Raw genomic sequence first — 25634 nt, 5'->3', positions numbered from 1 at the left:
GCGGCGATCAGGCCGAGGGTGCGACGCCGATGTAGTGGTATTGCCGCATGTCGTCGGCCGGGATGCTTTTGTCCTGCCTGATCTGGAATACGCTGATGGTCTTGTCTTCCAGGTCGCCGTTGGCGTCGAACGAGACCGGGCCTTGCAGGGTGTTGACCTTGACCGCCTGGATGGCGTCGCGCACGGCGGCGCGGGTCGGCGCCTTGCCCCCGTCGGTAACCTGCTTGATGGCGGCGATGATGACCAGGGCGGCATCGTAGGCGGTGACCGAGTAGTCATCGGGATCGACGTGGTATTTCGCCTTGTAGGCCTTGACCCAGTCGGCGGCCTTGGCGTCGTCGGTGACGTGTGGCGAGGCAACGGTGGCGTACCAGCCTTCGTTGGCGGGATAGCCGACGGCGGTCAGCATTTCCGGACCATCCACGCCGTCGCCGCCACCCTTGATCATGTTCGGCACGATGTCGTAGGCCTGCTTGGCCAGCTTGACGCCGGCCTGCAGGACGCCGCCGTAATAGATCGCCTGCGGGTTCAGCGACTTGATCTTGGTCAGCACGGCGGTGTAGTCGGCGGCCCTCGGGTCGAGGCGGTCGCGGCCGAGGACCTTGATTCCCTTCTTTTTCGCCTGGGCTTCAAACGCGTCGGCCAAGCCGACACCGTAGGCGCCGCTGTCGTCCAGTATGTAGACCGTCTTTACGTGCAGCACGTCGGCGTAATAGTTCGCCATGTATGGCCCTTGGTAGGCATCGGTGGCGACGGTGCGGAAGTAGATCGACTTGCCCTCCGGGCGGTATTGGGCGGCGAATTTCGGATCGGTGATGTCGGGGTTGGTGGAGGCCGGGGTGATGGTGGCGAGGTCGCCTTCGCTGAGGATCGGCGCCATGGCCTTGCCGGCGCCGCTCATTTGCGGGCCGATCGCCGCCACGGTGGCCTTGTCGGAGACCATCTTGCGGGCGTTGGTGGCGGCCTGGGCGGGATCGTACTGGCCGGAAGTGGCAGTGCCGTCGTCGTATGGGGTGACGACGATCTTGTAGCCGTTTACGCCGCCTTTGGCGTTGACCGCGTCGAACGCCATCATCGCGCCGTATTCCACCCGCTTGGCGGATTCGGCGTCGGCGCCGGTCAGCGACAGGTCGAGCCCGACGGTCACCGTCTTATCCGCCGCCCAGGTGGGACGGATGCCGAGCGTGCCGATCAGGGCCAGGCTGGTGCAGGCGAGGATCGTGGTGCGGCGGGTGAGATGGCGGTTGATCATTGCGGCGTCCCTTTTCTGCATGGCTCCCATGCAATCAGCCTAGAAAATCAGAAGTTAAGCAAGGGGTGGGCCAGCCGGTGCGCGGTTTGGGGTTTGGCTGGTGCCGGCGAGGGCTGTCGGGCGGCGTGGGCGGGAGTGGCGCGGAAAAGCGCAGGCTGCCGAAGATTGCGGCAGCAACAGATCAGTCTGGGGGATCAGTCTGGGGGATCAGTTTGGGGGATCAGTCTGGCGGATCAGTCTGGGGCGCGTCGTTCAAGGGTGTCGCGGGCTGAGCGGGCGTTCGGGGGACAGCGCGACGACCAGGCAGGCGATCGAGGCGATGATGGCGCCGGCGAGGAAGGTGGTGGAAAGCGCGTGGCGATAGGCGAACACCATCGCGGCGTGGTCGACCCGTGGCATGTCGTCGCCTGGCGTGGGGGCGCGAATGGCGCTGGGCAGCAGGGTCTGTAGCCTTGCGGTCAGGATGGCGCCCGAGAGGGCCACTCCGACGGCGCCGCCGAGCGAGCGGAAGAAGGCCGCGGTCGCGGTGGCGGCGCCGAGGTCCTGGCGGTCCACCGCGTTCTGGATCGCGGTCGTCAGGTTGGGGAAGGACACGCCGATGCCAAGGCCGAGCGCGACGAGGGTGACCTCGGCGATCGGGATGCCGCCGCCGGTGCCGGCGCTGTAGGCGAGGGTGGCGAAGCTGAGGGCGGCGACCAGCAGACCGATGGTGACCAGGCGCTTGTAGTGCCCGGTGTGGGACACCAGCCGGCCGCCCAATATCGAAGAGACGATGACACCGCCCATCATCGGGGCGATCAGCAGCCCGGCGGTGGTTGGCCGGGCGCCTTGCACGAGCTGGAAATACAGCGGCAGGAAGACCGCCGCGGCGAACAGGCCCATCGCGGCCAGGCCGATGACGAGCACGCTGAGCACGAAGATCTTGCTCCCGAACAGGCGTGGCGGCAGCAGCGGTTCGGCGGCGCGGCGTTCGTTGAACACCAACAGCGCGAGCGAAACGATGGCGATGGCGGCCAGGCCGAGGATGACCGCGGAGGCCCAGGGATAGGTATTGCCGCCCCAACTGAGCGCGAGCAGTCCACAGCAGGTTGTAAGGCTGAGCAACACCGCGCCGAGATAGTCGACCTGATGCACCACTCGTCTGGGGCGATGGCGCAGGCCGATGCCGATCAATGCCATGGCGGCGGCGCCGATCGGCAGGTTGACGTAGAATATCCAGTGCCAGGACCAGGCGTCGGTGATCAGGCCGCCGAGCAGCGGGCCGGCGACGCTACAGGTTGCGAACACGCCGGCGAACAGGCCTTGGTAGCGGCCTCGTTCGCGTGGCGAGACCAGGTCGCTGACCACGGTCTGGGACAGTGCGATCAGGCCGCCGGCGCCGAGGCCCTGCACGGCTCGGAACAGGATCAGTTGGGTCATGTCGCGCGCCTGGCCGCACAGCGCGGAGCCGATGAGGAAGATGGTGATGGAGACGAAGAAGGCGGGCTTGCGCCCGAACATATCGCTGAGTTTGCCGTAGAGCGGGGTGGTCATGGTCGAGGCGACCATGAAGGCGGTGACCACCCAGGACAGATGGCCGAGGCCGCCGAGGTCGATGACGATCCTGGGCAGCGCGGTGGCGACGATGTTCTGGTCGAGTGCCGCGAGCATCAGCGCCAGCATCAGGCCGGCGAGCACCAGCCAGAGTTTTTCAGGCTTGGCGGGGGTTTGGATGGTGGTTGGTGATTCGAGCACGGGCGTGGCGGAGCCGGATCCCGGCTTGTGCGGAACGTTCAAGGCGGGTGAGTCCTCGGACAGGGCAAAGCGCCCGTGGCGCGGGTCCGGGTTTGCCCATAGCAGGCGAACCCGGTCTCGCGCCACTGGTTCCTGGTTCCGTCAGCCTGATGGTCCGCTTTGTCCGCCGCTGCGCGCGGGGCTTACAGCGGGTCCCAGCCGAACACCTCACCGGAGCGGTCGAGCGGCATGAACGCGGCCTTCATCGCCGGGATGCAGTGTTCGGCGATGGCCTCGGGGGTCCAGCCGTCGGCGCGGTGCACGATGCGGATCGGGCGTGGCGAGCTGAACAGGATCATTTCGTTCATCCGGCAGCCGAACACCTGGCCAGTGACGCCCTTCGAGGCGTCGGACGACAGATACACCGCCATCGGCGCGTTCTTGTCCGGCGTCATCTGCTGGATCTTGGCGACCCTGGCCTGCTGTTCGGGCGTGGTGGCGGGGATCGAGCTGGTCATCCGGCTCCAGGCGAACGGGGCGATGCAGTTCGATCGCACGTGGTAGCGCTGCATGTCGAGCGCGATCGACTTGGACAGCGCGGTCATGCCCAGCTTGGCGGCGGAGTAGTTGGCCTGGCCGAAATTGCCGATTAGGCCGGACGTGCTGCTCATGTGGACGAAGGTGCCGCTTTCCTGCTTGCGGTAGTGTTCGGCGGCGGCGCGGGAGACGAAGAAGCTGCCGTTGAGGTGGACGGCGATGACCGAAAGCCAGTCGTCCTCGGTCATCTTGTGGAAGATGACGTCGCGCAGGATGCCGGCGTTGTTGACCACGGCGTCGACGCGGCCGAAATGATCGAGCGCGGCCTGGATGATCTTCTGCGCCGAGCCCCAGGCGGCGACAGATTCGGTGCAGATTTCGGCGGCGCCGCCTTTCTGTTCGATCAGTTGCTTGGTCTGTTCGGCCGGGCTGGCGGAGCCGCCTTCCCCGGTGAGTGAGGCGCCGATGTCGGCGACGATGACCTTGGCGCCGGCGGCGGCCATCATCAGCGCGATCTCGCGGCCGATTCCGCCGCCGGCGCCGGTGACGACGGCGACCTTACCCTGCATCATGCCTGGCATCGTTTCCTCCTGGATGTGACGGCGGCGAAGCTAGGCGGGTCGGGCTTGGTTGTGAACCCAAGGCCGGGTGCGGCGACGGGATGATGTGACATCTTGTTTGCGGCGCGGCCGGAATCCGCGCTAGTGAAGTGCAACACGTGGCTTTTGTTTGGGTATCCGATTCACGCGCCGAATCGGGGGCGCTGCGCGTCTCACGCTTCTTTGCGATCGGATACCGGAGCAGCCGAGCCGCAACCAGAACGGAGCCGCCGCCGCGATGCCTGTGCTGTCCGACCGCTGGATCCGCCGGATGGCGCGCGACCACGGGATGATCGAACCGTTCGTTGAGGCGCAGAAGCGCGATGGGGTGATCAGCTACGGGCTGTCTAGCTATGGCTACGACGCGCGGATCGCCGATGACTTCAAGATCTTCACCAATATCGACTCCGCGGTGGTGGACCCGAAGGCGTTCTCGGCGGCCAGCTTCGTGGACCGCAAGACCGACACCTGCATCATTCCGCCGAACAGCTTCGCGCTGGGCCATACGGTGGAGTATTTCCGCATCCCGCGCGACGTGCTGGTGATCTGCCTGGGCAAGTCCACTTATGCTCGTTGCGGTATCATTGTGAACGTGACGCCGCTGGAGCCGGAGTGGGAGGGCCAGGTGACGATCGAGATCAGCAACACCACGCCGCTGCCGGCCAAGATCCATGCGCATGAGGGGATCTGCCAGTTTCTGTTTTTGCAGGGCAACGAAGCGTGTGAGACCAGCTACGCCGACAAGGCGGGCAAGTATATGGGGCAGCGGGGCACCGCGCTGCCGAGGATGTAACCGGCAGGGATAGTGATGGACCGTATTCGAATCCGCGGCGGGCGGCCGCTGTCCGGCGAGATCAAGGTTGGCGGTGCGAAGAATGCCGCGCTGCCGTTGATGGCGGCCGGCCTGCTGACCGACCAGCGGCTGACTTTGTCAAACGTGCCCCAGTTGGCGGACGTGCGGACCATGACTCTGCTGCTGGCCCAGCACGGCATCGCGGTCGATCCGGTTACCGAGGATGGCCGCGCCTTGTCGCTGGGCGGGGCGATCACCGGCACCGAGGCGCCGTATGACATCGTGCGCAAGATGCGCGCATCCTTCCTGGTACTGGGCCCATTGCTGGCGCGGGTGGGTGAGGCTCGGGTTTCGCTGCCCGGCGGCTGCGGCATCGGCGCGCGCCCGATCGACCTGCACCTGAAGGGGCTGGAGCAGCTTGGCGCCCGCATCGTGCTGGAGGGCGGTTATATCGATGCTCGAGTGCGCGGCCGGCTGAAGGGCGCCACCATCGTGTTCCCGTTCGTTTCGGTCGGTGCGACCGAGAACCTGATGATGGCGGCGTCCTTGGCAGAGGGCCGCACCGTGCTGGCCAACGCGGCGCGCGAGCCGGAGATCGGCGATCTTGCGGCGGGACTGGTGGCGATGGGCGCGCGGATCGAGGGGATCGGCAGCGACACGCTGACCATCGAGGGCGTCGAGCGTCTGGGGGGTGCCGAACACGCGATCATTCCGGACCGCATCGAGACCGGAAGTTATGCGTGCGCGGCGGCGATCTCGGGCGGGTCGGTGTTCCTGCGCGGCGCGCGGTTGGATCATTTGGGCGCGACGGTGCGGATCCTGCGCGAGGCTGGGGTGGACATCGACGAGCAGGCGGAGGGGCTGATGGTGCGGCGGCTGAACGGATTGCATGGCGCCGACGTCATGACTGAACCGTATCCGGGATTTCCGACCGACATGCAGGCCCAGTTCATGGCGCTGATGGCGGTGGCCGAGGGCGCGTCGATGGTGACCGAGACGATCTTCGAGAACCGCTTCATGCACGTGCCCGAATTGAACCGGATGGGGGCGAGGATCAACGTGCACGGGGCCTCGGCGATCGTGCGCGGGGTGGGCGGATTGTCCGGGGCGCCGGTGATGGCGACCGATCTGCGTGCGTCGCTGTCGCTGATCCTGGCCGGGCTGGCGGCGCAGGGCGACACCATCGTCAGCCGGGTGTATCACCTGGATCGCGGCTACGAGGCGGTCGAATGCAAGCTGGCGGCCTGCGGGGCGGATATCGAACGGGTCGCCGGTTAAGGGGCACAAGGTCATGCGCATCGATGCCATCGCGATCGGCAACAACCCGCCGCAGGATGTCAACGTGATCATCGAAGTCGCCATCGGCGGCGAGCCGATCAAGTACGAGATGGACAAGGAGGCCGGCACGCTGGTGGTGGATCGGTTCTTGTATACGCCGATGCGCTATCCGGGGAATTACGGTTTCGTGCCGCACACGCTGTCCGATGATGGCGACCCGATCGACGTGCTGGTGGCGAACACACGCCCGATCGTTCCGGGTGCGGTGATCAATGTGCGTCCGGTCGGCGTGTTGAAGATGATGGACGAGAGCGGCGGCGACGAGAAGATCATCGCCGTTCCGTCACCGAAATTGACGCAGCGCTATGTCAACGTGCACAACTATACCGACCTGCCGTCGATCACATTGGTGCAGATCCAGCATTTCTTCGAGCACTACAAGGATCTCGAGGATGGCAAGTGGGTAAAGCTGCAGGGGTGGGGCGATGCGGCGGAGGCGAAGGCGCTGATTGTCGAGGCCGTCGAACGCGCCCGCCAGTCGAAGGCGTGATCACCGGAAGGGGGTCGCGGCTGCTGGCGATCAGGGTTCAGCTCGACTTGTCGCAGAACGCGTCCAGTGCCTTGGTTTCCGCGCGCGGACCGTCGAAATCGGCGGCGATGCGCTGATACAGCCGAGCCGCGGCTGGGTAGAAACCGTCTCCGGTCTGGTCGGGTCCGACGAAGGCGGCGATTTCTTCCATCTCGGCGACCCAGCGATACGCCTTGCTGTGCATCTTGGGCATTTGCGCGGTCAGCCACTTCAGCAGGGCCGGCTGGCTGACCTGCATTTCGGCGATCAGCGCCTCGGCGGTGCCGGCGCGGGTGGCGGCCAGCATCATGGTCGCGCCCAGGGCAGAGAAGCCCTTGGTGATCCCGGCGTAGGACATCTTCATGGCCGAAGCCGCGCCGATCGGCCCGGGCTGCACCGGCATCGACAGGCCGTATTGTTGCAGGATCGCGACCTTGGCGGCATCCGGCCCTGACAGGTAGATGCGGGTCTTGCTGGAATCGAGGTCAGGCGGCGGCCCGATGATGCCGCCATCGACGAAGTGGGCGCCGGATTGCTGAACCAGGTGAGCGATGCGCAGCACCGTGGCGGGGCTGACCGCGTTGCAATCGATGTAGGTCGGCTTGCGCGCGGCGGCGCGCATTGCCGGTACCAGGGTCTCGGCAAGGGCGAGGGCCTGCCCGGGCGGCACGATCGAGAGCACGAAGTCGGCCTCGGCGATCTGATCGGGTGATGCCGCGACCATTCCGGCGGCTTGGGCGCGGGCCGTGGTGGCGGCCGAACGGCCGGCCAGCAGGGTGCGCACCTGGGCGCCGGCGGAGGTTAGCCGTTTGGCGACCGCACTTCCCATCATGCCGGGGGCGATGACCGCGACGATCGGTGGCATGGGTGATTCTCCCTGGTGAGGGCCGCAGGATGGCGCAGCCTGGGGCCGAGGAAAAGCCCAGCACAGCAAAAGACCCGGGACGAGGGCTTCGCCGCCGGGTCTTTTGTGGCTTTCGCAGAGAGCTGGTTCAGTCGGTGCGGATGGAGGCCGCTTCCGGTCCCTTGGCGCCCTGGACGACATCCATCCAGATAGTCTGGCCTTCGGCAAGCTGCATGACGCCGGCGCGCTGCAGGGCGGAGGCATGGACGAACACGTCCTTGCCGCCCTCGGCCGGGGCGACGAAGCCGAAGCCCTTGGTTGCGTTATACCACTTGACGGTACCCTGCATTTCCACGGCCGGGCCGGTCGGGGCGCCGCGACGGGGCGCACTGGGTCGATCGCCGTAACCGCCCCCTGGGCTGCCCCCTGGGCTGCCGCCGAAGCCACCGGCGCGTGCGGCGCCCGCGCCGCGTCCGGCGCTGGGGGTCGCGGTGGTTTCGTCCACCGAGATCACTTCCGACACCTGGCGGCCCTTCTGGCCTTGGCCGATGCGCACCCGCAGGGTCGCCCCTGGGCTGACCGCGCTGTGGCCGGACTGGTTCAGGGTGTTGGCATGCAGGAATGCGTCCCCCGATCCATCGGACAGCGCCACGAAGCCGAATCCTTTTTCGGGATTGAACCACTTTACGGTGGCATCGTGTTCGGGACCGAAACCGGCGGAGGAGGGCCAGGATGGCGCGGGCCGCGGCATGTCGCCTGGCGGGGCACGATCGAAGCTGAAGTCATCATCGAAGCCGCGGCGCCGGCTGGGGCGTCCGCGGCCGCGGTTGGTCATGTTCAAGAGAAAACTGTCCCTATTATCATATGCGTTGTTGAACGCGACCGATGCCGCTGTCGCGGCAGGATCGCCGGTTTGCTCCCGTCGGGCCATTTCAAAGGCGTGGCGGATGCAGATATTGCCAGCCTCAGACTAAATCTTCACGACAGACGAACCACTATATCGGCTGCGATGGATTTCGCCCATAGCGAATCGGCTGAAAAACCGTGAAGAGTGAAAGTTCTTTTTGGCTTAGTCGTGGCAAGTATCGCGGCGTCCCGGCCAATCCGCAGTAAATGACTGATTCGGGGCCGAATTTCAGGTTTCGCGGTGGTCCCGTTCGGGACGCCCCGAATTGGATTGCCGGGTGCCGATGGGTGTCAGACGGCGGCGGCAACGGCAGGACGCAGGCCTTGCGCGAGCTTCGGCAGCACCGGCAGCAGCAAGTTGAGGTCGCGTTCGGCCTTGCACACCAAGTATTGCTCGGCGACCGGCGTGTCGCCGTCGGATTCCGGCAGTGGCAGGCCGTCCCGTCCCAGCGGCAGGGCGGTCAGGCCGAGATCGCCGTAGACTTTCAGCAGGTCGGGTCCGGCATGCCAGACGGCGGCGTCCAGACCCTCTTGTTGCGCCAGGTCGCGCAGCCGCCAGATCGCCGAGATGCGGTCGGTCTCGTCGCCGACGGGGTCGCCTAGGCCCAGCAGGACTCGGCCGCAACGGCGGAACGGGATCGCGGCGCGGGCGGACTCGCCCAGTACGACGCCGTCGGCGGCCTGGACCAGGCGGCCGCCCATGGCCTGCAGCAGTTGGCGGGCGTTGCCGTCCCACGGCAGGTAGTGCACCCGGCCGGGGCGTAGCAGCAGCCAGATCGCGGCCAGCCCCAGCAGCACCGCGATGGCGACCGTCAGCCGCACGGTGTTGGGCAAATCGCGGGAGATGATCACCGCCCAGAACGCATTGTTCTCCAGCAGGCGGGTGCGCGGCCGGGTGATCGCCAGCGAGAACAGGCAAAAGCCGAGCACGGCGAGGGTCAACGCGCTGCCGGGCTGCAGCGGCCCGCTCATCAGATGGGGGTGGCGATAGAAGCAGGCTCGGAACGGTGCCAGCAGCAGGATGGTGAGCACCAGGATGCCGGCGACCCAAAGCCGGTTGTCCTGTGTCGCGGTGAAGGCGGCGCCCAGCACCAGCAGGAAGATGGTCAGGCCCCAGGCCAGGTTGACCCGGTGCGACAGGCCCAGCGCCATCATCACCAGGCCGGCGCCGATCAATGAGGGCACGAACTGACCGGCCTGCCTGGCGAAGTCGCCGAAGTCGGGGTCGATCCAGGTGAAATCCACCTGCGGCAGCAGCACGCCGAGGCACAGCAGCAGCACACCGCAAAGGCCGACCGCGCCGGTGGCGGCGGTGACGGCGAAATCGGGTTCGCTCCAGCGGCCGATCGCCTGCACCGGGGGCAGGCGGTTGACGTGCCGCAGCAGGCCGCCGCCGCGCAGCAAGATCTCGTTGCCGGCGAACAGGGATCCGGCGAGGAACAGCGGGATGACGTAGTAGTACAGGCGGAACACCAGGATGGCGCCGATGATGTGCGGTGCGCTCATGTAAGGCGACAGCCCGAACAGCATCGCCGTGTCGAACACGCCGATGCCGCCGGGCAGGTTGGCGGCCAGGCCGGCGGTGTAGCAGGAGACGTAGACGCCGAGGAAGATCAGCCAGGTGAGGCCCGGGGCGTGCGGCAGCAGGGCGAAGAAGATGGTCGCGGTGACGGCGACATCGACGGTTGCCAGCAACACCTGGACGATCGCCATGCGCCAGCCCGGCAGCTCGATGTCGTGGCCGAACACCCGGACGCGGCCGAACACCCTGGCCAGGGTGACATAGCCCAGGACGATGGCCCACAGCGCCGCGCCGACGCCCCACATCGCGATCGCCGGCAGGTGCTGGCCGAAGAACGGGATGGCGCGCGGTTCGGCAAACAGGATGGCGCCGCCCAGCACCATGCCGCCGAGGGCGAAGGTCAGGCTGCAGAACGCCACGGTCTTGCCGATCTGCAGCGGGGTCAGGCCCCAATGGGCGTACAGCCGATAGCGCACCGCGGCGCCGGAGATGGCGGCGAAGCCGAGGTTGTGTGAGAGTGCATAGGCGCAGAACGAGGCGAACGCCACGCGGCCATAGGACACCTTATGGCCGGCGTAGATGGTGCCCAGGCGGTCGTAGAAGGTAAGGATGAAGTAGGACAGGATGGTCGAGGTGAAGGCGAACACCAGGGCGTGCGTCGGGATCGCCGACAGTGCCTCGCCGATGTCTTTCAGGCGGAGGTGGCGGAACTCGCGCTGGACGACGTAGATGGCGCCGACCAGCAGCACGACGCCCAATGCGGCGGGCGCATGACGAGCCCAGCTTTTGAACGCGGTCCGCCCGTTCGCCACCATCCGCTAGGCCACCATCCGCTAGGCCACCATGCGTCAGGCCGCGTCCGCTCTGCGGGCGAGCGCGGCGTGGATCAGCGCGATGGTTTCCGCGATGCCGTAGAGGGCGACGAAGCCGCCGAAGCGAGGCCCCTCGGACTGGCCGAGCAGGACCTGGTAGAGGCAGGCGAACCAGCTTCGCAGGTCGGGGAACGGGTGGCGCTTGCCGACCGCGAAGACCGCGTTCTGGATGGTTTCGGCGGCGGTATCGGGCAGTGTGGCGAGGGTGGTGGCGAGATCTTCCAGCGCGGCGCGTTCCATCGGGTCGGGGTCGCGATAGTGCTTGGCCGGACGGACGAAGTCCCGGTAGTAGGCGATGGCGTGGCTGACCAGCCGGTGCAGGAACGGCTGGGTTTCCGGGCTGGCACCGGGGACGTAGCGGCGGATGAAGCCCCACAGGATGTCGGGCGAGTCGGCGTTCACCACGCTGGCGAGGTTCAGCAGCATGCCGAACGAGATCGGGCTGCCGGCATGGTCGGGCGAGCGGCCGGCGTGGATATGCCAGGCCGGATTGGTTCTGCGGTCGGATGCCTGCGCAGCCGCGGCGGGCGGCGCGGTTTCGGACCCGGCATCTTCGGATCGGGCATCTTCGGACCGGGCGTCGTGCAAGAGCGCGGTGGTGTTGGCGACGTATTCGTCGACGGCGCGGGGGATGACGTCGAAATACAGTCGCTTGGCGCGCTGCGGCTGGTTGTACATGAACTGGGCCAGCGATTCGTTGGGGGCGTAGGTCAGCCAGTCCTCGACCGACAGCCCGTTGCCCTTGGACTTGCTGATTTTTTGGCCGTGCTGATCCAGGAACAGTTCGTAGGTCATGCCCTGCGGCGGCTGGCCGCCGAGGATGCGGCAGATCCGGCCGGAGAGCTTGACCGAGTCGGCCAGGTCCTTGCCGGACATTTCGTAGTCCACCGACAGCGCGAACCAGCGCATTGCCCAGTCGGCCTTCCATTGCAGCTTGCAGGCGCCGGCCTTGACGGAAGTTTCGAAGCGCTCACCGCTGGCGGGGTCTTGCCAGGTCACCGAACCGGCGGCTGGGTCGACGTGCTGCATCGGCACTTGCATGACGATGCCGGTATGCGGGTGGATCGGCAGGATCGGCGAGTAGGTGGCCTGGCGTTCGGCGCGCAGCGTGGGCAGCGTGGCGGCCATGACCGCGTCGTAGCACTCCAGCACGCGGATCAGGGCGGCGTCGAAGCGTCCGGTCTTGTAGTATTCGCTGGAGGAGGCGAATTCGTATTCGAAGCCGAAGGAATCGAGGAACGCGCGCAGCCGGGCGTTGTTGTGCGCGCCGAAGCTGTCGTGGGTGCCGAACGGATCGGGAATCCGGGTCAGCGGCTGGCCGAGATACGGCGTCAGCCGGTCTCGGTTGGGGATGTTGTCGGGCACCTTGCGCAGGCCGTCCATGTCGTCGCTGAACGCCAGCAAACGTGACGGCAGGCCGCTGATTTCGCTGAAGGCGTTGCGCACCCAGGTGGTGCGGGCGACCTCGCCGAAGGTGCCGATATGGGGCAGGCCGGAGGGGCCGTAGCCGGTCTCGAACAAGGCCGTAGGCTTGCCCGATGCGGCGAGGCGGAGGGCCACTTTCCGCGCTTCCTCGAACGGCCACCCCTTGGGGATATCGGCCCCCTTGGGGATATCGGCCAACGTGTTGCGGACTGTATCGGACATGATCCGGAAGCTATGGAGCGGGCCGCGTCAGGTCAATCGGAACCATCTGCATTCACTGCGATGGACAGAATTTCATACAGGCGGGAGTATCGTGGCGAGGCGACTTGGGGGAGGCCCGGATGACGAGCATCACACTACCGGCCGAACTGTCGATGCAGGGCAAACGGGCCCTGGTGACCGGCGCGGCCAGCGGGATCGGGCGGGCGACCGCAGCGGTGCTGGCTCAGCTTGGGGCGGACCTGGTGTTGGCGGACCGGGACCCGATGGAGCGGACGCGCGACGAGGTCGAAGCCGCCGGTGGCACCTGCCAGGCGTTGCGGGGCGACCTGACCGAGGACGCGTTCATCGCCCTGTTGTTTGCGGCGGACCGGGTCGACGCGGTGGCGCATTGCGCCGCGATCCTGGACGCCAGGCCATGGACCGAGGACCCGGACTGGCAAGATCGGTTTCATCGGGTGATGGATATCAACGTCCGGGTGCCGCTGCAGTTGGCGACGGCGGCGGTCGATCATATGGCGGCCCACGGCGGCGGCCACATCGCCCTGGTCGGGTCGGTGGCGGGCAAGACCGGTGGCACCTCGCTGACCACGCCGCCGGACTACGCGGCCTCGAAGGGCGCGCTGCATACGCTGGTGAAATGGCTGTCACGCAATGCGGTGGGGCGCGGTGTGCTGGTGAACGCGGTCGCGCCGGGGCCGGTGGAGACGCCGATGACCCGTGGTTTCAACCTGGGGCCGACGCTGCCGATGGGGCGCATCGGGCGGCCCGAGGAACTGGCGTGGCCGATCGCGTTTCTGTGCACCTCGGCGGCGAGTTATCTTTCGGGGGCGATCCTGGACGTGAACGGCGGGGCGTTCGTCGGGCCGTAAGCCGGCGGACGCGACCCGGCGCGGTGCGACCCGCGCCGAACCGCCCTGGCCGCCTTGGCTACATCGGCGGCTTCACGCCGTCGACGCCGACGGCGACCGAGTTGGCCATCGTCTTGTCGCCATCCTTGGTTGCGATGACGAAGACCGTGGACCCCTTGGTCACGTCGGACATGGTGCCCGGCTTGAAGGTCACGATCGGAGCGGTCGGCGGCACCAGGATGGTCTTTTCACCGCCTTTATAGGTGACGGTCAGTTGTTTGGCGCCGTTCTTCGACGCCTCGGCGGCGACGTTGCCGTTGGTCATCGTGCTGTTCACCTCGGGCGTGGCGGACGACTTGGTCACCGCGGCGACGTTGCCGTTGGTCATCGCGCTGGCGGTCTTGGCGCCCCCGGCCACGGTGGTATCGGGGAGCTCATCCCAGGCGTAGTGGCCATCCCCGGTGCCGCGCATCGCGGGCGGGAAGACCACGACCTCTAGTGCCACTAGCATCGAGCCGACGCTTTTGGTGGCGGTGCCGATGTAGCTGTCCTTTTCAATATTGTTGAGGCTGGACTTTACGACTTGCACATATTTGGTGCTGCTGCCCAGGGTCATCGCGACGTCGGTGCCGGCTGCGGTGTGAACGGTCAGGCTATCGCCGCCGATCTCGGACACCGTGCCGCGAACCCGCTCGCGCGCCGGGGCCGCGAATGCCGAGACCGAGAGCGCGGTGGTGGCTGCAAGGGTGAGCCCGAGTATTCGGTTCATTTTGTTTTCCTTTAGTTTGGCGGTCTTTCCGCGCGTGCTTATGTGATGATGCGGGAAGCCTCACCCCATCAGGAGGATGTGATCTTGCCAAAACATCATGCGAGCGGACGGGCGGCGCATCCCTGGCCGATCCGGGTCATGCACTGGATCGGGGTCTACGCGATCGGCTGCATGATCCTGAGCGGATGGCAGATCTACAATGCCTCCCCCAGCCTGCCGTTCGAGTTTCCGCCGTGGATGACGCTGGGCGGCTGGTTGGCCGGCGGCATTGCCTGGCACATCGCCGCCATGTGGCTGCTGTTCGCCGACGGGCTGGCGTATCTGTGTTACGGCTTTGCCTCGGGCCACTTCCGCCGCCATCTGTCGGCGCCGAGGCCGGGTGCGGTGATCACCGATCTGGGCCGAGCCGCGCGGTTTCGGCTGCCGCATCGGCTGGGGCAGTATAATGCGGTGCAGCGGCTGCTGTATGACGGTGTCATCGTCGCCATCCTGCTGGCCATCGCGACCGGGCTGTCGATCTGGAAACCGGTGCAACTCGGCTGGCTGACCGGCTTGTTCGGAGGCTATCCGGTGGCGCGCGGCATCCATTTGGCGATGATGGGCCTGATCGTCGGCTTCGTCATCGTCCATGTCGTGCTGGTGGCGATCTACCCGCGCACCCTGGTGTCGATGATCGCCGGGGTGGCGGCGGACCCCGCGGATGCGGGCCCCGGGGTGGCGGTCCCCGCGGTGGCGGGTTCCGGGGTGGCGAGCTACGGGGTGGCGAGCTCCATGGCGGGTGCGGATCGGGACGCGGCACCATGACCCGCCCATCGGTCAGTGCCGCGGACATCAAGCCGGACCTGGATCGGCTGCGCCGGCGTGGGCTGTTGCGCGGCGGCCTGTCGCTGGGGTCGCTGGCGCTGCTGACCGGCTGTGACCTGAGCACGCATTCCGGCGTGGACGCCGCGCTGTGGGCCATGCTGCGGTTCAACGACCGGGTGCAGGCGGCGTTGTTCAGTCCGGCGCGGATGGCGGCAACCTATCCGGCGAGCGCGATCACCCACCCCTTCCGGTTCAACGCGTACTATCCGGAATGGCAGGTCCGCCAGGTCGATCCCGCTGCCTGGCGGCTGGACGTCTCCGGCCTGGTCGCCGACAAGTCTCCGTGGACCGTGGAGAAGTTGCAGGCGCTGCCGCAGGAGGCGCAGATCACCCGCCATATCTGCATTGAGGGCTGGAGCCAGGTCGGGCAATGGAGCGGTGTGCCGTTGCATGTTTTCCTGCGCCGGGTCGGGGCCGATACGCGGGCGCGCTACGTGGCGTTCAGCTGTTTCGACGGCTACTCGACCAGCCTGGACATGGCCAGCGCGCTGCATCCGCAGACCATCCTGGCGCTCGACTTCGAGCAGCAGCCGCTGGCGCCGCAATGGGGGTCGCCGCTGCGCCTGCGCATCCCGATCAAGCTTGGCTTCAAGAGCGCCAAGAACCTGCAGTCGATCGAGGTGACCAATACGCTCCCCGGCGGGTTCTGGGAGAATCAGGGCTACAACTGGTATTCCGGGGTATGAGCGCGGCGCCGATCCGAGAGTAGGCTTGGTCTGGGAATGCGCTGGGCTCCGCCGCGGCATCCGGGGGGCGCCCTCGACCCTGTGCGCAGTCGGGAAGCAGCGGGCATTGACGAAGGACGGCTTTTGTAGTAACGTTTATACATGGATAGGTTACCGATGCAGACAGGAGTGCCGCTCATGACGATCACCACCCTATCCAGCCGAGAGTTCAACCAGGACACCAGCCGCGCCAAGAAAGCCGCCTCAGAGGGGCCGGTGTTCATCACCGACCGGGGCAAGCCCGCCCATGTGCTGCTGAGCATCGAGGCCTATCAGCGCATCATCGGCGGGGGTCGTAACATCGCCGACGCGCTGGCGATGCCCGGCCTTGCCGACATAGAGTTTGACCCGCCGCGCGCCAAGATCGGTATCCGGCCGGCCGATTTCTCCTGATGTTTGTCCTTGATACCAACGTCGTTTCCGAGTTGCGCAAGATAAGCTTGGGGAAAGCCGACCCGCACGTCGCGGACTGGGCCGATAGCGCGGGCGCGGGCAGCCTGCACATATCGACCATCACCATCCTTGAGCTGGAAATAGGCATTTTGCAGCTCGAACGCAAAGACCCCATGCAGGGCGCGATACTGCGCAGATGGCTGGACTCGCGCGTTTTTCCCGCGTTCAATGGCCGAATATTTCCGGTTGATACGATCGTCGCACAACGCTGCGCTCGCCTGCATGTGCCCGACCCTCGGGCCGAGCGCGATGCGTTAATCGCGGCGACAGCGCTGGTGCATGGCATGACAGTCGTAACCCGCAACCTCGCCGACTTCCGGGCAATCGGCGTGCCGCTTTTGAATCCGTGGGACGCGCCCCGCTAAGCAAACCAGCAGAGAAACCACCGGCTCCGACGCATCTTCGTCGAAATTTCCAGGCTATAGATCGCCGGATTCGTGCATGACCAGCGGCATCCAGTTCTGGGCGCGCCTCGCCAATCGCGCCTCGACGGTTTCGCCGTCGTAGTCCGGGCGGATCGGGTCCTGATCGAATGCCGCCCGATCAGCAAGGCAGAGCGTGTTGATCACCGCGCGACGCCCCGACGCGGTGTCACAGGTCGCGCCGACATAGACGCCGCATTGGCGACACAGCAGGTAGTCGGCGGTGCGTGAGCCGAAGCGGTAGCGCTGCACAAGGTCCCAGTCGGTCGCCCAGAGGTCGGCCTGGCCGCCGGGGTCGGACACCGTGCGGGTGCCGTGGGACCGGCAGAACGAACACGCGCAGGAGCGTAGCCGCGCCTCCGCCGGCGGGCGCTCAAGCCGGACCTGGACACGCAGGTTGCCGCAGTGGCAGCCACCCTGAAGCTCGGTCGGCATGACTATGCACCCTTGGTCGCGCCGTGGGGCGAACCTTCCAGCAGGGTTTTGACCCAGGCGCACGCCTCGTCCATCGCCGCGGTGGCGCGATCCACCACGCCGGGCCAGAAGAAAAAGCCGTGGTTCATGCCGTCCCAGCGTTTCATCAGGGTCGGCACGCCGGCCTGGCGCAGCCGTTCGGCGTAGGATTCGCCCTCGTCGCGCAGCGGGTCGTATTCCGCCGTCACCACCAGCGCCGGCGGCAGGCCGCCTAGGTCGGCGGTTCGGAGTGGGCTGGCGTAGGGGTTGGCGGCGTCGGACGGGCTGCGCAGGTAGTGGTTCCAGAACCAGATCATGCCGGCGCGGGTCAGGCCGTAGCCCTCGGCGTTCTCGGTCATCGAGGGCGTGCCGGGGTCGTAATAGTCGGTCACGGGATAGATCAGCAGTTGGCCCAGCAGGCGCGGTCCGCCCTGGTCGCGGATGCGCAGCGCGGTGACGGCGGCGAGATTGCCGCCGGCGCTGTCACCGGCGACCAACACGCGGCCGGGATCGGCGCCCAAGGAGGCGGCGTTGGCCACCGCCCATCGGGTTGCCGCCAGGCAGTCGTCCGAAGCGGCGGGGAACTTTGCTTCCGGTGCCAGGCGGTAGTCCACCGAGACCACGACAAAGCCGCTGCCAGCGCACAAATTGCGGCACATGCCGTCATGGGTGTCGAGGCTGCACACCACGAAGCCGCTACCGTGGAAGAACACCATCAGCGGGAACGGACCCTTGCCCAACTGGGTGGCGCCCAACGGGGTGGCGCCCAGAGGGGTGGCGCCCAGAGGGGTGGCGCCCAGAGGGGTGGCGCCGAGCGGGGTGTAGACGCGCAGGCCGAGCGAGCCAGCTTGGGTTTGCATGTCGCGATTGACGATGCTGGCAACGCCGGGCTTGCGCAGGCCTGGAAAGTCGCGCGCGGCGAACTGGGCGCGGGCGTCCGCCACCGACAGCGTGTGCAGTTCCGGCAGCGCGGCGCGCAGGTTCAGCAGGTTCTGGATCTGCGGGTCGATCGGCATGTCAGGCGACCTCGAACAGGCCGGCCGCGCCCATGCCGCCGCCGACGCACATGGTGACAACGACCAGCTTCGCGCCGCGCCGCTTGCCCTCGATCAGCGCGTGTCCGGTCATCCGGGCGCCGGACATGCCGTAGGGGTGGCCGATCGAAATCGCGCCGCCATCGACGTTCAGTCTGTCGGGGTCGATGCCCAGGCGATCGCGGCAGTATAGCACCTGGGAGGCGAACGCTTCGTTCAGTTCCCACAGGTCGATGTCGTCGATCCGCAGGCCGTGCCGGGCCAGCAGCTTGGGCACGGCGAATACCGGGCCGATGCCCATCTCGTCCGGCGCGCAGCCGGCCACCGCCATGCCGCGATAGATCCCCAGCGGCTGCAGGCCGCGGCGGGAGGCCTCGGCTTCCTCCATCAGCACGGCGGCCGAGGCACCGTCGGACAGCTGCGAGGCGTTGCCGGCGGTGATGTATTGGCCTTGCTTGACCACCTGGCCGTTGGCGAACACCGGCTTCAGGCTGGCCAGGCCGTCCAGCGAGGTATCGGGCCGGTTGCCCTCGTCGCGGGCGATCGCGACCTGCTTGCGGCTGGTTTCGCCGCTGGCCTTGTCGATGACCAGCATTTCGGTCGGCAGCGCGACGATCTCGTCGTCGAAGCGTCCGGCCTGCTGCGCCGCGGCGGTGCGCTGCTGCGAGCGCAGCGCGTACTCGTCCTGCACCTCGCGGCTGACGTGGTAGCGGTCGGCGACCAGTTCGGCAGTTTCGATCATCGCCATGTAGAGGGCGGGGACCTGGGCCACCAGTTCGGGGTCCTGGCCGCGCGAGCGGTTGATGTCGTTGGTCTGCACCAGCGAGATCGATTCGAGGCCGCCGCCGACGGTGATCTGCATGTCGTCCTGGATGATCTGCTTGGCCGCGGTGGCGATGCCCATCAGGCCCGACGCGCATTGCCGATCGACCGACATGCCGGCGACGCTGTCGGGCAGGCCGGCGCGGAGGGCGGATTGACGGGCCACGTTGAAGCCTTGCGAGCCCTGTTGCAGCGCGGCGCCGAGCACGACGTCCTCGACCTCGGCGGGGTCGATGCCGGCGCGGTGGACCGCCTGGGCGATGACGTGGCCGCCGAGTGCCTGGGCCTGAGTGTCGTTGAACGCGCCGCGATAGGCGCGTCCGATCGGGGTGCGGGCGGTGGAGACGATGACGGCGCTGCGCATCGATGCGTTTCCTTCCGAAGCTTTGCCGGACTATGGGCCGGATCGGGCGGCAATTGAAGACCGGGGCATGCCAATCGGGGCATGCCGCAGGGGTCATCGCATTTGGATTTTCTGTCGGCGCTATTTGCCGGACGCGGCGTGGCCAAGAGAAACGGTTTGGAACCGCAGATGCACGCCGATGCACGCCGATAGGAGTTATGTTGAGACTGGGTCAGAGACCTTGCATATGCTTACCGCATCGGTGGTTCCAGCATCGTGCGTTTGAGGCAAATGCAATTGCCCTGGGACACTCCGCTGGGGACACTCCGCTGGGGACATTCCGCTGGGGACATTCCGCTGAGCGCGATCGTGGCTTAGTGTTGCGCGCATGAAGTTCCCCATGATTGGCGAGCCTCAGTTTCGCGCCACTGGCTGTTTGTAGTCGGTGGCCCGAACATCTCCTACGTGCGCCGCATGGTGCGGCGAACTTCAGACACCGGGTTCACGCCATGCCCTCCGAGACGACAGGTCCGGCGCCTCAGGCCGCGCGGCCGGCGCCGAATCTGTTCCTGGCGGTGTTCCCGTCGATCATGTTGCCGATGTTCCTGGCGGCGCTGGATCAGACCATCGTCGCCACCGCGCTGCCGGCGATCGCCGGATCGCTGGGCGACGTGGAGCGGGTGTCGTGGGTGGTGGTCGCCTATCTGGTGGCCAACACCATCGCGGCACCGATTTATGGCCGGCTGGGCGATGCGGTCGGCCGGCGCAAGATGATGTTGCTCGCCCTGGGCCTGTTCGTCGGCGCTTCGCTGCTGTGCGCGATGGCGCCGTCGATCCTGCTGCTGACCTTGGCTCGGCTGCTGCAAGGCGCCGGTGGCGGCGGCCTGATGACGCTGTCGCAAGCGCTGATCGCCGAGGCGGTGCCGCCCCGGGAGCGTGGCAAATACCAGGGCTACCTGTCGGGCATGTTTGCCTCGGCCGCCACGTTCGGCCCGGTGGCCGGCGGTTTCCTGACCCAGCACTTCGGCTGGCACTCGGTGTTCCTGGTCAATCTGCCGCTGGGCCTGCTGGCCGCGTTTCTGGTGCTGCGGCTGCCGGCGCAGCCCAGCCGCGGCGGCCGGGTGCAGTTCGATGGCCTGGGCACGCTGTTTTTCGGCGCATTCATCACCTGCCTGCTGCTGGCCATGGAGCGGGCGCAACACATCGACCTGGCCGCCGCGCCGGCGGTGCTGGGGCTGCTGGCGGCGGCGGTGGGCTCGCTGATGCTGCTGATCCGGCAGGAGCGGCGGGCCCGAGCGCCGTTGCTGCCGATCCAGTTGTTCCGCCAGGCGGGGATCTGGCGGACCGACAGCATGGCGGCCTGCGTCGCCGCGCAGACGGTTTCCTTGGTCTCGTTCCTGCCGATGTATCTGCAGGTGGTGCGCGGCGCCAGCGCCGGCCATTCGGGGGTGTTGCTGCTGCCGCTGACCCTGGGGATCGCGTTGGGATCGTTCTTCTGCGGGCGGCTGATCGCGGCCACCGGACGCACCGCGATCCTGCCATCGATCGGGCTGCCGGTCAGCGCGTCCATGCTGCTGTCGCTGGCGGCGTTCGCGCCAGCTTTGTCGGATACCGCGATCATCGTCATGCTGGCGGTGGCGTCGGCCGGATCGGGGACCGCCATGCCGGTGGCGCAGATGACGGTGCAGACCGTGGCCGGGCCTCGGTTTCTCGGGGCGGCGGCGGCGTCGGTGCAATTTTCGCGGTCGGTCGGGGCGTCGGTCGGGACCGCGTTGGTCGGGGCGGTATTGTTCGCGGTGTTGGCGGCGCGGGACCCTCAGACCGGGGCGATGTTCGCCCGATTGGTGCAGGAGGGTCCGCAGGCGTTGAGTATGTTGCCCTCGGCGCAACGCATTGTGGTGCGGTCGGAAATTGCCGACGCATTTCGCTCGGCGTTCCTGACGATCGGTTCGTTTACCACGACCGGGATGCTGCTGGCCTGGTGGCTGCCAGTACGGCGGATTTAGGTCTTCTGCGGCGGATCTAGGTCTCTGCGGCGGATTTAGGTCTTCGCCGCGGGTTATGGGCGGCGGCGCCTGCGCCGCATGTTGGAGCCGATGCGCAGCACCGGGAGCGCCAGTTGCGCCAGGCTGAAGGTGCTCCCGATCGCCTGGACCGCCTTGCGGCGGACATCGAGTGCCTCGCGTTCAACCCGGCTAGGCGCGGATCGGCTGGCCAGCAGGCCAAGGATGATCGCCACCAGAAGGTCGGCGCCCCCGACTTCCCCGGTGGCGGCAAGGAAACTCTGGCTGAGCGCTGTCCGCAGTTCGAAGAAGGCCGCGACGTGGGCGAAGGTGATGGCGCCGATGAGGAACACCAGGGCCACCACGGCGAACATTGCGCGGGTAGCGATGCGGCTGACCATGCCGCGGAGGCGGACGCCTTCCGCCTCCGCGGCCAGACGCGCCAGCCGGATCGGACGCATCGATCAGCGCATCACGCGGCCGACGATCCAGCCGACGGCGGCGGCGATCAGGATCGCCATCAACGGCTGATCCTTGACCCGCCCGGACACGTACTGAGCCTGATCGCGGGCCACGCCGCTGGCGCTGTGGACGGCGCTTTCGGCTCGGCCGGCGAAATCCGAAACGGCTGGGGTGACACGGTCCTTCATCAACGCCTCGACCTGGTCGCGCAGCCGAGCGATCTGGGCCTGTGCGTCATCGAGTTTGCCGCGGGTATCGCTGGCGAAAGCCATTTCGGTCGCTCCTTCGAGTGAGTGGTCCGGCGAGTGAGTGGTCCGGCGAGTAAGTGGTCCGGCGAGTGAGTGGTCCGGCTGAGATAAAGCCTGAAACGGCGGATAAGCGGTGGGGTTGCCCAACGAAACCGGCACGGTTGCGCGAGTGTGGTATAAAATCCGGCCGTCGAATACCCCACGCTCGTGCTGTCGGGCGGTGGCCTATTCGGCGGGTTGCTCGGCCTCCAGGCTGGCCAGCGAGCGTCCCTTGGTCTCCGGCAGCAGCAGCAGCGCCAGGATCATCAGCAGCAGGCCGCCGAGGGTGAAGGTTGCGATCGCCCCGGCCAGCCCGAGACGAGCCGCCAGGAAACCGACGAGCGCGGGAAAAATCGCGCCGATGCCGCGGCCGGCATTATAGCAGAAGCCCTGTCCGACGCCGCGCACGGCGGTCGGGTACAGCTCGGTCATGAATGGTCCCATCGGGGAGAACATCATCAGGTTGATGAAGCCCAGCAGGAAGCCGACCGGCAGGATCAGGTTGTTGCTGAGCGGCGCGAACAAGTAGACCACCATCAGCACGATCGAGCCGATTGCCGAGACCATGAACGTGGACTTGCGGCCGATGACGTCGGACAGCACGGCACCCGACAGGAAGCCGAAGAAGGCGCCCAGGATCAGCACCATCAGATAGCTGCCGGTGCCGACCGAGGTCAGGTGACGCACGGTCTTCAGGTATGTCGGCAGGAAGATGGTCAGCGCGTAGCTGGCTCCCTGGGCGCCGGTCACCATCATCGAGACGCGCCAGGTGATGGACAGATAGGGCGGCCTGAGGGCGGCGAAGATGTGCAGCCAGCCGGTCGCGCCAGCGGCGCGCGGTTGGGTCGTACCATTGGCGTGGGTCAAAATTGTTGGTTCGTCGACGAAGCGGCGGATCCAGAACACCAGGGCGGCGGGCGCCAGGCCGATCCAGAACATTACCCTCCAGGTCAGCGCGTCGGGCAGGTTGGCGGACAGCAGGGTGAACAGCAGCGCCGCCGCGCCCCATCCGACGGCCCAGCCGGTCTGCACCAACCCGACCGCTCGGCCGCGATATTTATCGCGGATCACCTCTCCCATCAGGACCGCGCCGGCGGCCCACTCGCCGCCGAAGCCGAGGCCTTGCAGGGCCTTCAGCACGAACAATTGGTTGAAGTCCTGCGCGAAGCCGCAGAGGAAGGTGAAGACGGCGTACCACAGGATGGTCACCTGCAGCACGCGGACGCGGCCGAAGCGGTCGGACGCGGCGCCGCCGAGCCAGCCGCCGATCGCCGAGACCACCAGGGTGGAGGTGGCCAGGATGCCGGCCTCGGCGGTGGTGATGCCCCACAGCGCCAGCAGCGAGGGGATCACGAAGCTGAAGATCTGCACGTCGAGCGCGTCCAGCGTCCAGCCGCCGAAGCAGGCGGCCATGGTGCGTCGTTCGGTCTGGTTCAGGTCTTTCAGCCAAGCCAACATGAGGATCGTTCCGCCCGTTTCGTTTCGTTTTGTGCAAGACAGTGCAGCGCGGCGCGGCCGGCAAGGCAAGTTGGCGGGGCGGACCGTCAGCCGGGAAGGGTTAGCCTGGCGGGCGAACAAAATGGCGGTCGGGATGCGACCATGCGGCGCCTCGCCGGTTATAGCCGTGTTAGCAACGTCACAGGAGATCGTCGGAATGGCCGACCACACCTATCGCATCATCGAAGTCGCCGGATCATCGGAGATCAGCCACTCCGACGCGATCGAGAACGCCATCGCGCGCGCGTCGAAGACCATGCGCCACCTGCGCTGGTTCGAGGTAACCCAGCAGCGTGGCGAGATCGAGGAGGGTGACGTGCGGCACTATCAGGTGACGATGAAAGTCGGATTCACCCTGGAGGACTGAGCGCCGCGAAGGCAGGGTGGCCGCCACATGGTGACCCTCTGGGCGAAATAGCTTACATCGCCGTTCATCGATTTCGCCGAGGGGTTCCGATGCCGTCGTTGACCGGTAAGACAGCGTTCGTGACCGCGGCCGGCCAGGGGATCGGGCGGGCCACGGCGCTGGCATTCGCCGCCGCCGGCGCCCAGGTGGTGGCTACGGATGTGGATACAGCGAAGCTGGCCGAACTGGGGTCGGCTTCGATCCGTACGGTGACACTGGACGTGCTGGACGCGACGGCGATCAGCCAGGCGGCGCGGGACGCCGGAGCGATCGACATTCTGTTCAACTGTGCTGGCGTGGTCCACCAGGGCAGCCTGCTGGAGGCCAGCGAGGCCGACTGGACGTTCGCGTTCGAGCTGAATTGCCGTTCGATGTTCCGCACTATGCAAGCGTTTCTGCCCGGCATGCTGGCGCGCGGCGGCGGTGCGATCATCAACATGGCGTCGGTCGCCTCCAGCGTGAAAGGCGTGGCCAACCGCTTCATCTACAGTGCCTCGAAGGCGGCGGTGATCGGCATGACCCGATCGGTGGCGACGGATTTCGTGACCAGGGGAATCCGCTGCAACTGCCTGTGCCCCGGGACGGTCGCCACGCCAAGCCTGGACGAACGCATTGCTGCGAACGCCGCGGCCGCCGGTTCGGTCGATGCCGCTCGCGCCGCCTTCGTCGCCCGCCAACCGATGGGGCGCCTGGGTTCGGCGGAGGAAATCGCCGCGCTGGCAGTCTATCTGGCCGGCGGCGATGCCCAGTTCATCACCGGCCAGGCAATGGTTATAGATGGCGGCCTGACGCTGTAATCCTTGTTGGGAGAAGGTTATGAAACTGTTGCGCTACGGTCCCGCCGGGGCCGAGAAACCTGGTCTGCTGGCGAACGATGGGGCGATCCGGGACTTGAGCAGCGTCGTGCGCGATATCGACGGGTTTGCCCTATCGGCTGCGTCATTGCAGACCATCGCCAGCCTCGATGCGACAAAACTGCCGAGGGTCGAGGGCAACCCGCGCATCGGCGCCTGCGTGGCGCGGCCGCTGAACTATGTCTGTATCGGGCTGAACTATGCCGACCATGCCGCCGAGGCCGGCATGCCGGTGCCCAAGGAGCCGATCATCTTCCTGAAGTCGCTGAGTGCGTTCAGCGGGCCGAACGACGACGTGAAGATGCCGCGCGGGTCGCACAAGCTGGACTGGGAGGTGGAATTGGGCGTGGTGATCGGCAAGACCGCCCGCTACGTGCCGGAGGACGAGGCGCTGGACCATGTCGCCGGTTATTGCGTGTGCAACGACGTCAGCGAGCGGGAATATCAGTTGGAGCGCGGCGGCACCTGGGACAAGGGAAAGGGCTGCGAGACGTTCGGCCCGACCGGGCCATGGATGGTGACCAAGGACGAGGTCAGCGACCCGCAGGACCTGCCGCTGTGGACCGAGGTGAACGGCAGGCGGTTCCAGGACGGATCGACCCAGACGATGATCTTCGGGGTGGTGAAGCTGGTCAGTTATGTCAGCCATTTCATCACGTTGCAGCCGGGCGACGTGATCGCCACCGGCACGCCGCCGGGGGTGGGAAGCGGGGTAAAGCCGGAGCCGGTGTTTCTCGCCGTCGGCGACGTGATGCGGTTGGGGGTCGAGGGTCTGGGGACCCAAATCCAGCGGATTGTCCCGGCCTGAGCTGTGATCGCGGCTTCGGCGGAACGTTCCACCGAGCGTGAGTGATGCGACGA

26 protein-coding genes are annotated in these 25634 nt (G+C 66.9%); 12 read left to right on the top strand and 14 right to left on the bottom strand.

All coding sequences use genetic code 11. The features are described 5' to 3' along the window. Positions 1–7: 7 nt before the first annotated feature. From ACQY4T_RS04805 to ACQY4T_RS04795, 3 genes are all read right to left on the bottom strand, one after another. Positions 8–1252, bottom strand: a complete 1245-nt coding sequence (locus tag ACQY4T_RS04805; protein WP_428538421.1) for a branched-chain amino acid ABC transporter substrate-binding protein — start codon at positions 1250–1252, stop codon at positions 8–10. 252 nt (positions 1253–1504) lie between these two features. Beyond that, complete coding sequence (locus ACQY4T_RS04800) at positions 1505–3112, bottom strand: DHA2 family efflux MFS transporter permease subunit (RefSeq protein WP_428538418.1); 1608 nt, start codon at positions 3110–3112, stop codon at positions 1505–1507. A gap of 56 nt (positions 3113–3168) precedes the next feature. Beyond that, the gene (locus ACQY4T_RS04795; RefSeq protein ID WP_428538415.1) at positions 3169–4083 is read right to left on the bottom strand and encodes an SDR family NAD(P)-dependent oxidoreductase; all 915 of its coding nucleotides are present in this window, start codon (positions 4081–4083) and stop codon (positions 3169–3171) included. A gap of 256 nt (positions 4084–4339) precedes the next feature. On the opposite strand from ACQY4T_RS04795, the gene dcd reads away from it, so the two are divergent. The 3 genes from dcd to ppa are packed head-to-tail and all read left to right on the top strand — an operon-like array spanning position 4340 to position 6722. Continuing rightward, positions 4340–4894: a dCTP deaminase gene (gene dcd / locus ACQY4T_RS04790; protein ID WP_428538412.1), complete on the top strand. Its 555-nt coding sequence runs from the start codon at positions 4340–4342 to the stop codon at positions 4892–4894. A gap of 15 nt (positions 4895–4909) precedes the next feature. Next, entirely contained in the window at positions 4910–6172 is a 1263-nt protein-coding gene (gene murA, locus ACQY4T_RS04785; RefSeq protein ID WP_428538409.1) for a UDP-N-acetylglucosamine 1-carboxyvinyltransferase, read from the top strand. Positions 6173–6185: 13 nt separating this feature from the next. After that, positions 6186–6722, top strand: coding sequence for an inorganic diphosphatase (ppa, locus tag ACQY4T_RS04780; RefSeq protein ID WP_428538406.1), 537 nt, complete (start codon positions 6186–6188; stop codon positions 6720–6722). Positions 6723–6759: 37 nt separating this feature from the next. Here the strand turns inward: ppa and ACQY4T_RS04775 are convergent, their stop codons facing one another. The 4 genes from ACQY4T_RS04775 to ACQY4T_RS04760 form a co-directional block, all read right to left on the bottom strand. Further along, complete coding sequence (locus ACQY4T_RS04775) at positions 6760–7605, bottom strand: DUF1932 domain-containing protein (RefSeq protein ID WP_428538403.1); 846 nt, start codon at positions 7603–7605, stop codon at positions 6760–6762. 127 nt (positions 7606–7732) lie between these two features. Continuing rightward, positions 7733–8419 (bottom strand): cold-shock protein, encoded by a 687-nt coding sequence (locus ACQY4T_RS04770; protein WP_428542714.1) that lies wholly within the window; start codon positions 8417–8419, stop codon positions 7733–7735. A 362-nt stretch (positions 8420–8781) separates the two neighbouring features. Beyond that, complete coding sequence (locus ACQY4T_RS04765; protein ID WP_428538400.1) at positions 8782–10827, bottom strand: phosphatidylglycerol lysyltransferase domain-containing protein; 2046 nt, start codon at positions 10825–10827, stop codon at positions 8782–8784. Between the two features lie 33 nt (positions 10828–10860). Continuing rightward, on the bottom strand, positions 10861–12531 hold the full coding sequence (locus ACQY4T_RS04760) for a lysine--tRNA ligase (RefSeq protein ID WP_428538397.1): 1671 nt from the start codon (positions 12529–12531) through the stop codon (positions 10861–10863). Between the two features lie 119 nt (positions 12532–12650). On the opposite strand from ACQY4T_RS04760, the gene ACQY4T_RS04755 reads away from it, so the two are divergent. Further along, positions 12651–13400 carry an SDR family NAD(P)-dependent oxidoreductase gene (locus ACQY4T_RS04755; protein ID WP_428538394.1) on the top strand — a complete coding sequence of 250 codons (750 nt, stop codon included), beginning with the start codon at positions 12651–12653 and terminating at the stop codon, positions 13398–13400. A 58-nt stretch (positions 13401–13458) separates the two neighbouring features. Here ACQY4T_RS04755 and ACQY4T_RS04750 read toward each other — a convergent pair whose 3' ends face one another. Then, a complete protein-coding gene (locus tag ACQY4T_RS04750; RefSeq protein ID WP_428538391.1) occupies positions 13459–14148 on the bottom strand; it encodes a hypothetical protein in 690 nt (229 codons plus the stop codon). A gap of 84 nt (positions 14149–14232) precedes the next feature. On the opposite strand from ACQY4T_RS04750, the gene ACQY4T_RS04745 reads away from it, so the two are divergent. The 4 genes from ACQY4T_RS04745 to ACQY4T_RS04730 all read left to right on the top strand — a co-directional run bounded on the left by ACQY4T_RS04745 (position 14233) and on the right by ACQY4T_RS04730 (position 16555). Continuing rightward, positions 14233–14952 carry a cytochrome b/b6 domain-containing protein gene (locus tag ACQY4T_RS04745; protein WP_428538388.1) on the top strand — a complete coding sequence of 240 codons (720 nt, stop codon included), beginning with the start codon at positions 14233–14235 and terminating at the stop codon, positions 14950–14952. Then, on the top strand, positions 14949–15698 hold the full coding sequence (locus ACQY4T_RS04740) for a molybdopterin-dependent oxidoreductase (RefSeq protein WP_428538385.1): 750 nt from the start codon (positions 14949–14951) through the stop codon (positions 15696–15698). Before ACQY4T_RS04745 ends, ACQY4T_RS04740 begins: the two co-directional genes overlap by 4 nt. A gap of 177 nt (positions 15699–15875) precedes the next feature. Continuing rightward, positions 15876–16130, top strand: coding sequence for a type II toxin-antitoxin system Phd/YefM family antitoxin (locus ACQY4T_RS04735; protein ID WP_428538382.1), 255 nt, complete (start codon positions 15876–15878; stop codon positions 16128–16130). Beyond that, on the top strand, positions 16130–16555 hold the full coding sequence (locus tag ACQY4T_RS04730; RefSeq protein WP_428538379.1) for a type II toxin-antitoxin system VapC family toxin: 426 nt from the start codon (positions 16130–16132) through the stop codon (positions 16553–16555). The genes ACQY4T_RS04735 and ACQY4T_RS04730 overlap by 1 nt, the downstream gene beginning before the upstream one ends. A gap of 54 nt (positions 16556–16609) precedes the next feature. Here the strand turns inward: ACQY4T_RS04730 and ACQY4T_RS04725 are convergent, their stop codons facing one another. The 3 genes from ACQY4T_RS04725 to ACQY4T_RS04715 are packed head-to-tail and all read right to left on the bottom strand — an operon-like array spanning position 16610 to position 19285. After that, the gene (locus ACQY4T_RS04725) at positions 16610–17047 is read right to left on the bottom strand and encodes a hypothetical protein (RefSeq protein ID WP_428538376.1); all 438 of its coding nucleotides are present in this window, start codon (positions 17045–17047) and stop codon (positions 16610–16612) included. Positions 17048–17049: 2 nt separating this feature from the next. After that, on the bottom strand, positions 17050–18081 hold the full coding sequence (locus ACQY4T_RS04720) for an alpha/beta hydrolase (protein WP_428538373.1): 1032 nt from the start codon (positions 18079–18081) through the stop codon (positions 17050–17052). Position 18082: 1 nt separating this feature from the next. Further along, positions 18083–19285 carry an acetyl-CoA C-acyltransferase gene (locus tag ACQY4T_RS04715; protein ID WP_428538370.1) on the bottom strand — a complete coding sequence of 401 codons (1203 nt, stop codon included), beginning with the start codon at positions 19283–19285 and terminating at the stop codon, positions 18083–18085. Between the two features lie 488 nt (positions 19286–19773). On the opposite strand from ACQY4T_RS04715, the gene ACQY4T_RS04710 reads away from it, so the two are divergent. Continuing rightward, positions 19774–21270, top strand: a complete 1497-nt coding sequence (locus ACQY4T_RS04710; RefSeq protein ID WP_428538367.1) for an MFS transporter — start codon at positions 19774–19776, stop codon at positions 21268–21270. Positions 21271–21323: 53 nt separating this feature from the next. Here the strand turns inward: ACQY4T_RS04710 and ACQY4T_RS04705 are convergent, their stop codons facing one another. The 3 genes from ACQY4T_RS04705 to ACQY4T_RS04695 all read right to left on the bottom strand — a co-directional run bounded on the left by ACQY4T_RS04705 (position 21324) and on the right by ACQY4T_RS04695 (position 23474). Continuing rightward, positions 21324–21728 carry a hypothetical protein gene (locus tag ACQY4T_RS04705; protein WP_428538364.1) on the bottom strand — a complete coding sequence of 135 codons (405 nt, stop codon included), beginning with the start codon at positions 21726–21728 and terminating at the stop codon, positions 21324–21326. A gap of 3 nt (positions 21729–21731) precedes the next feature. Then, the gene (locus tag ACQY4T_RS04700; protein ID WP_428538361.1) at positions 21732–22001 is read right to left on the bottom strand and encodes a hypothetical protein; all 270 of its coding nucleotides are present in this window, start codon (positions 21999–22001) and stop codon (positions 21732–21734) included. A gap of 201 nt (positions 22002–22202) precedes the next feature. Then, a complete protein-coding gene (locus ACQY4T_RS04695) occupies positions 22203–23474 on the bottom strand; it encodes an MFS transporter (RefSeq protein WP_428538358.1) in 1272 nt (423 codons plus the stop codon). Between the two features lie 196 nt (positions 23475–23670). Between ACQY4T_RS04695 and ACQY4T_RS04690 the strand changes: the two genes are divergently transcribed. The 3 genes from ACQY4T_RS04690 (at position 23671) to ACQY4T_RS04680 (ending at position 25581) form a co-directional block, all read left to right on the top strand. Further along, positions 23671–23880, top strand: a complete 210-nt coding sequence (locus ACQY4T_RS04690) for a dodecin (RefSeq protein WP_428538355.1) — start codon at positions 23671–23673, stop codon at positions 23878–23880. An 89-nt stretch (positions 23881–23969) separates the two neighbouring features. After that, a complete protein-coding gene (locus ACQY4T_RS04685) occupies positions 23970–24716 on the top strand; it encodes an SDR family oxidoreductase (protein WP_428538352.1) in 747 nt (248 codons plus the stop codon). 19 nt (positions 24717–24735) lie between these two features. After that, complete coding sequence (locus ACQY4T_RS04680; RefSeq protein ID WP_428538349.1) at positions 24736–25581, top strand: fumarylacetoacetate hydrolase family protein; 846 nt, start codon at positions 24736–24738, stop codon at positions 25579–25581. Positions 25582–25634: the final 53 nt, after the last annotated feature.

The organism is Rhodopila sp. (assembly GCF_965277825.1).
GTDB lineage: Bacteria > Pseudomonadota > Alphaproteobacteria > Acetobacterales > Acetobacteraceae > Rhodopila.
The sequence above is the reverse complement of the archived record's forward strand: the minus strand, read 5'-3'. Positions and strand labels throughout refer to the sequence as shown.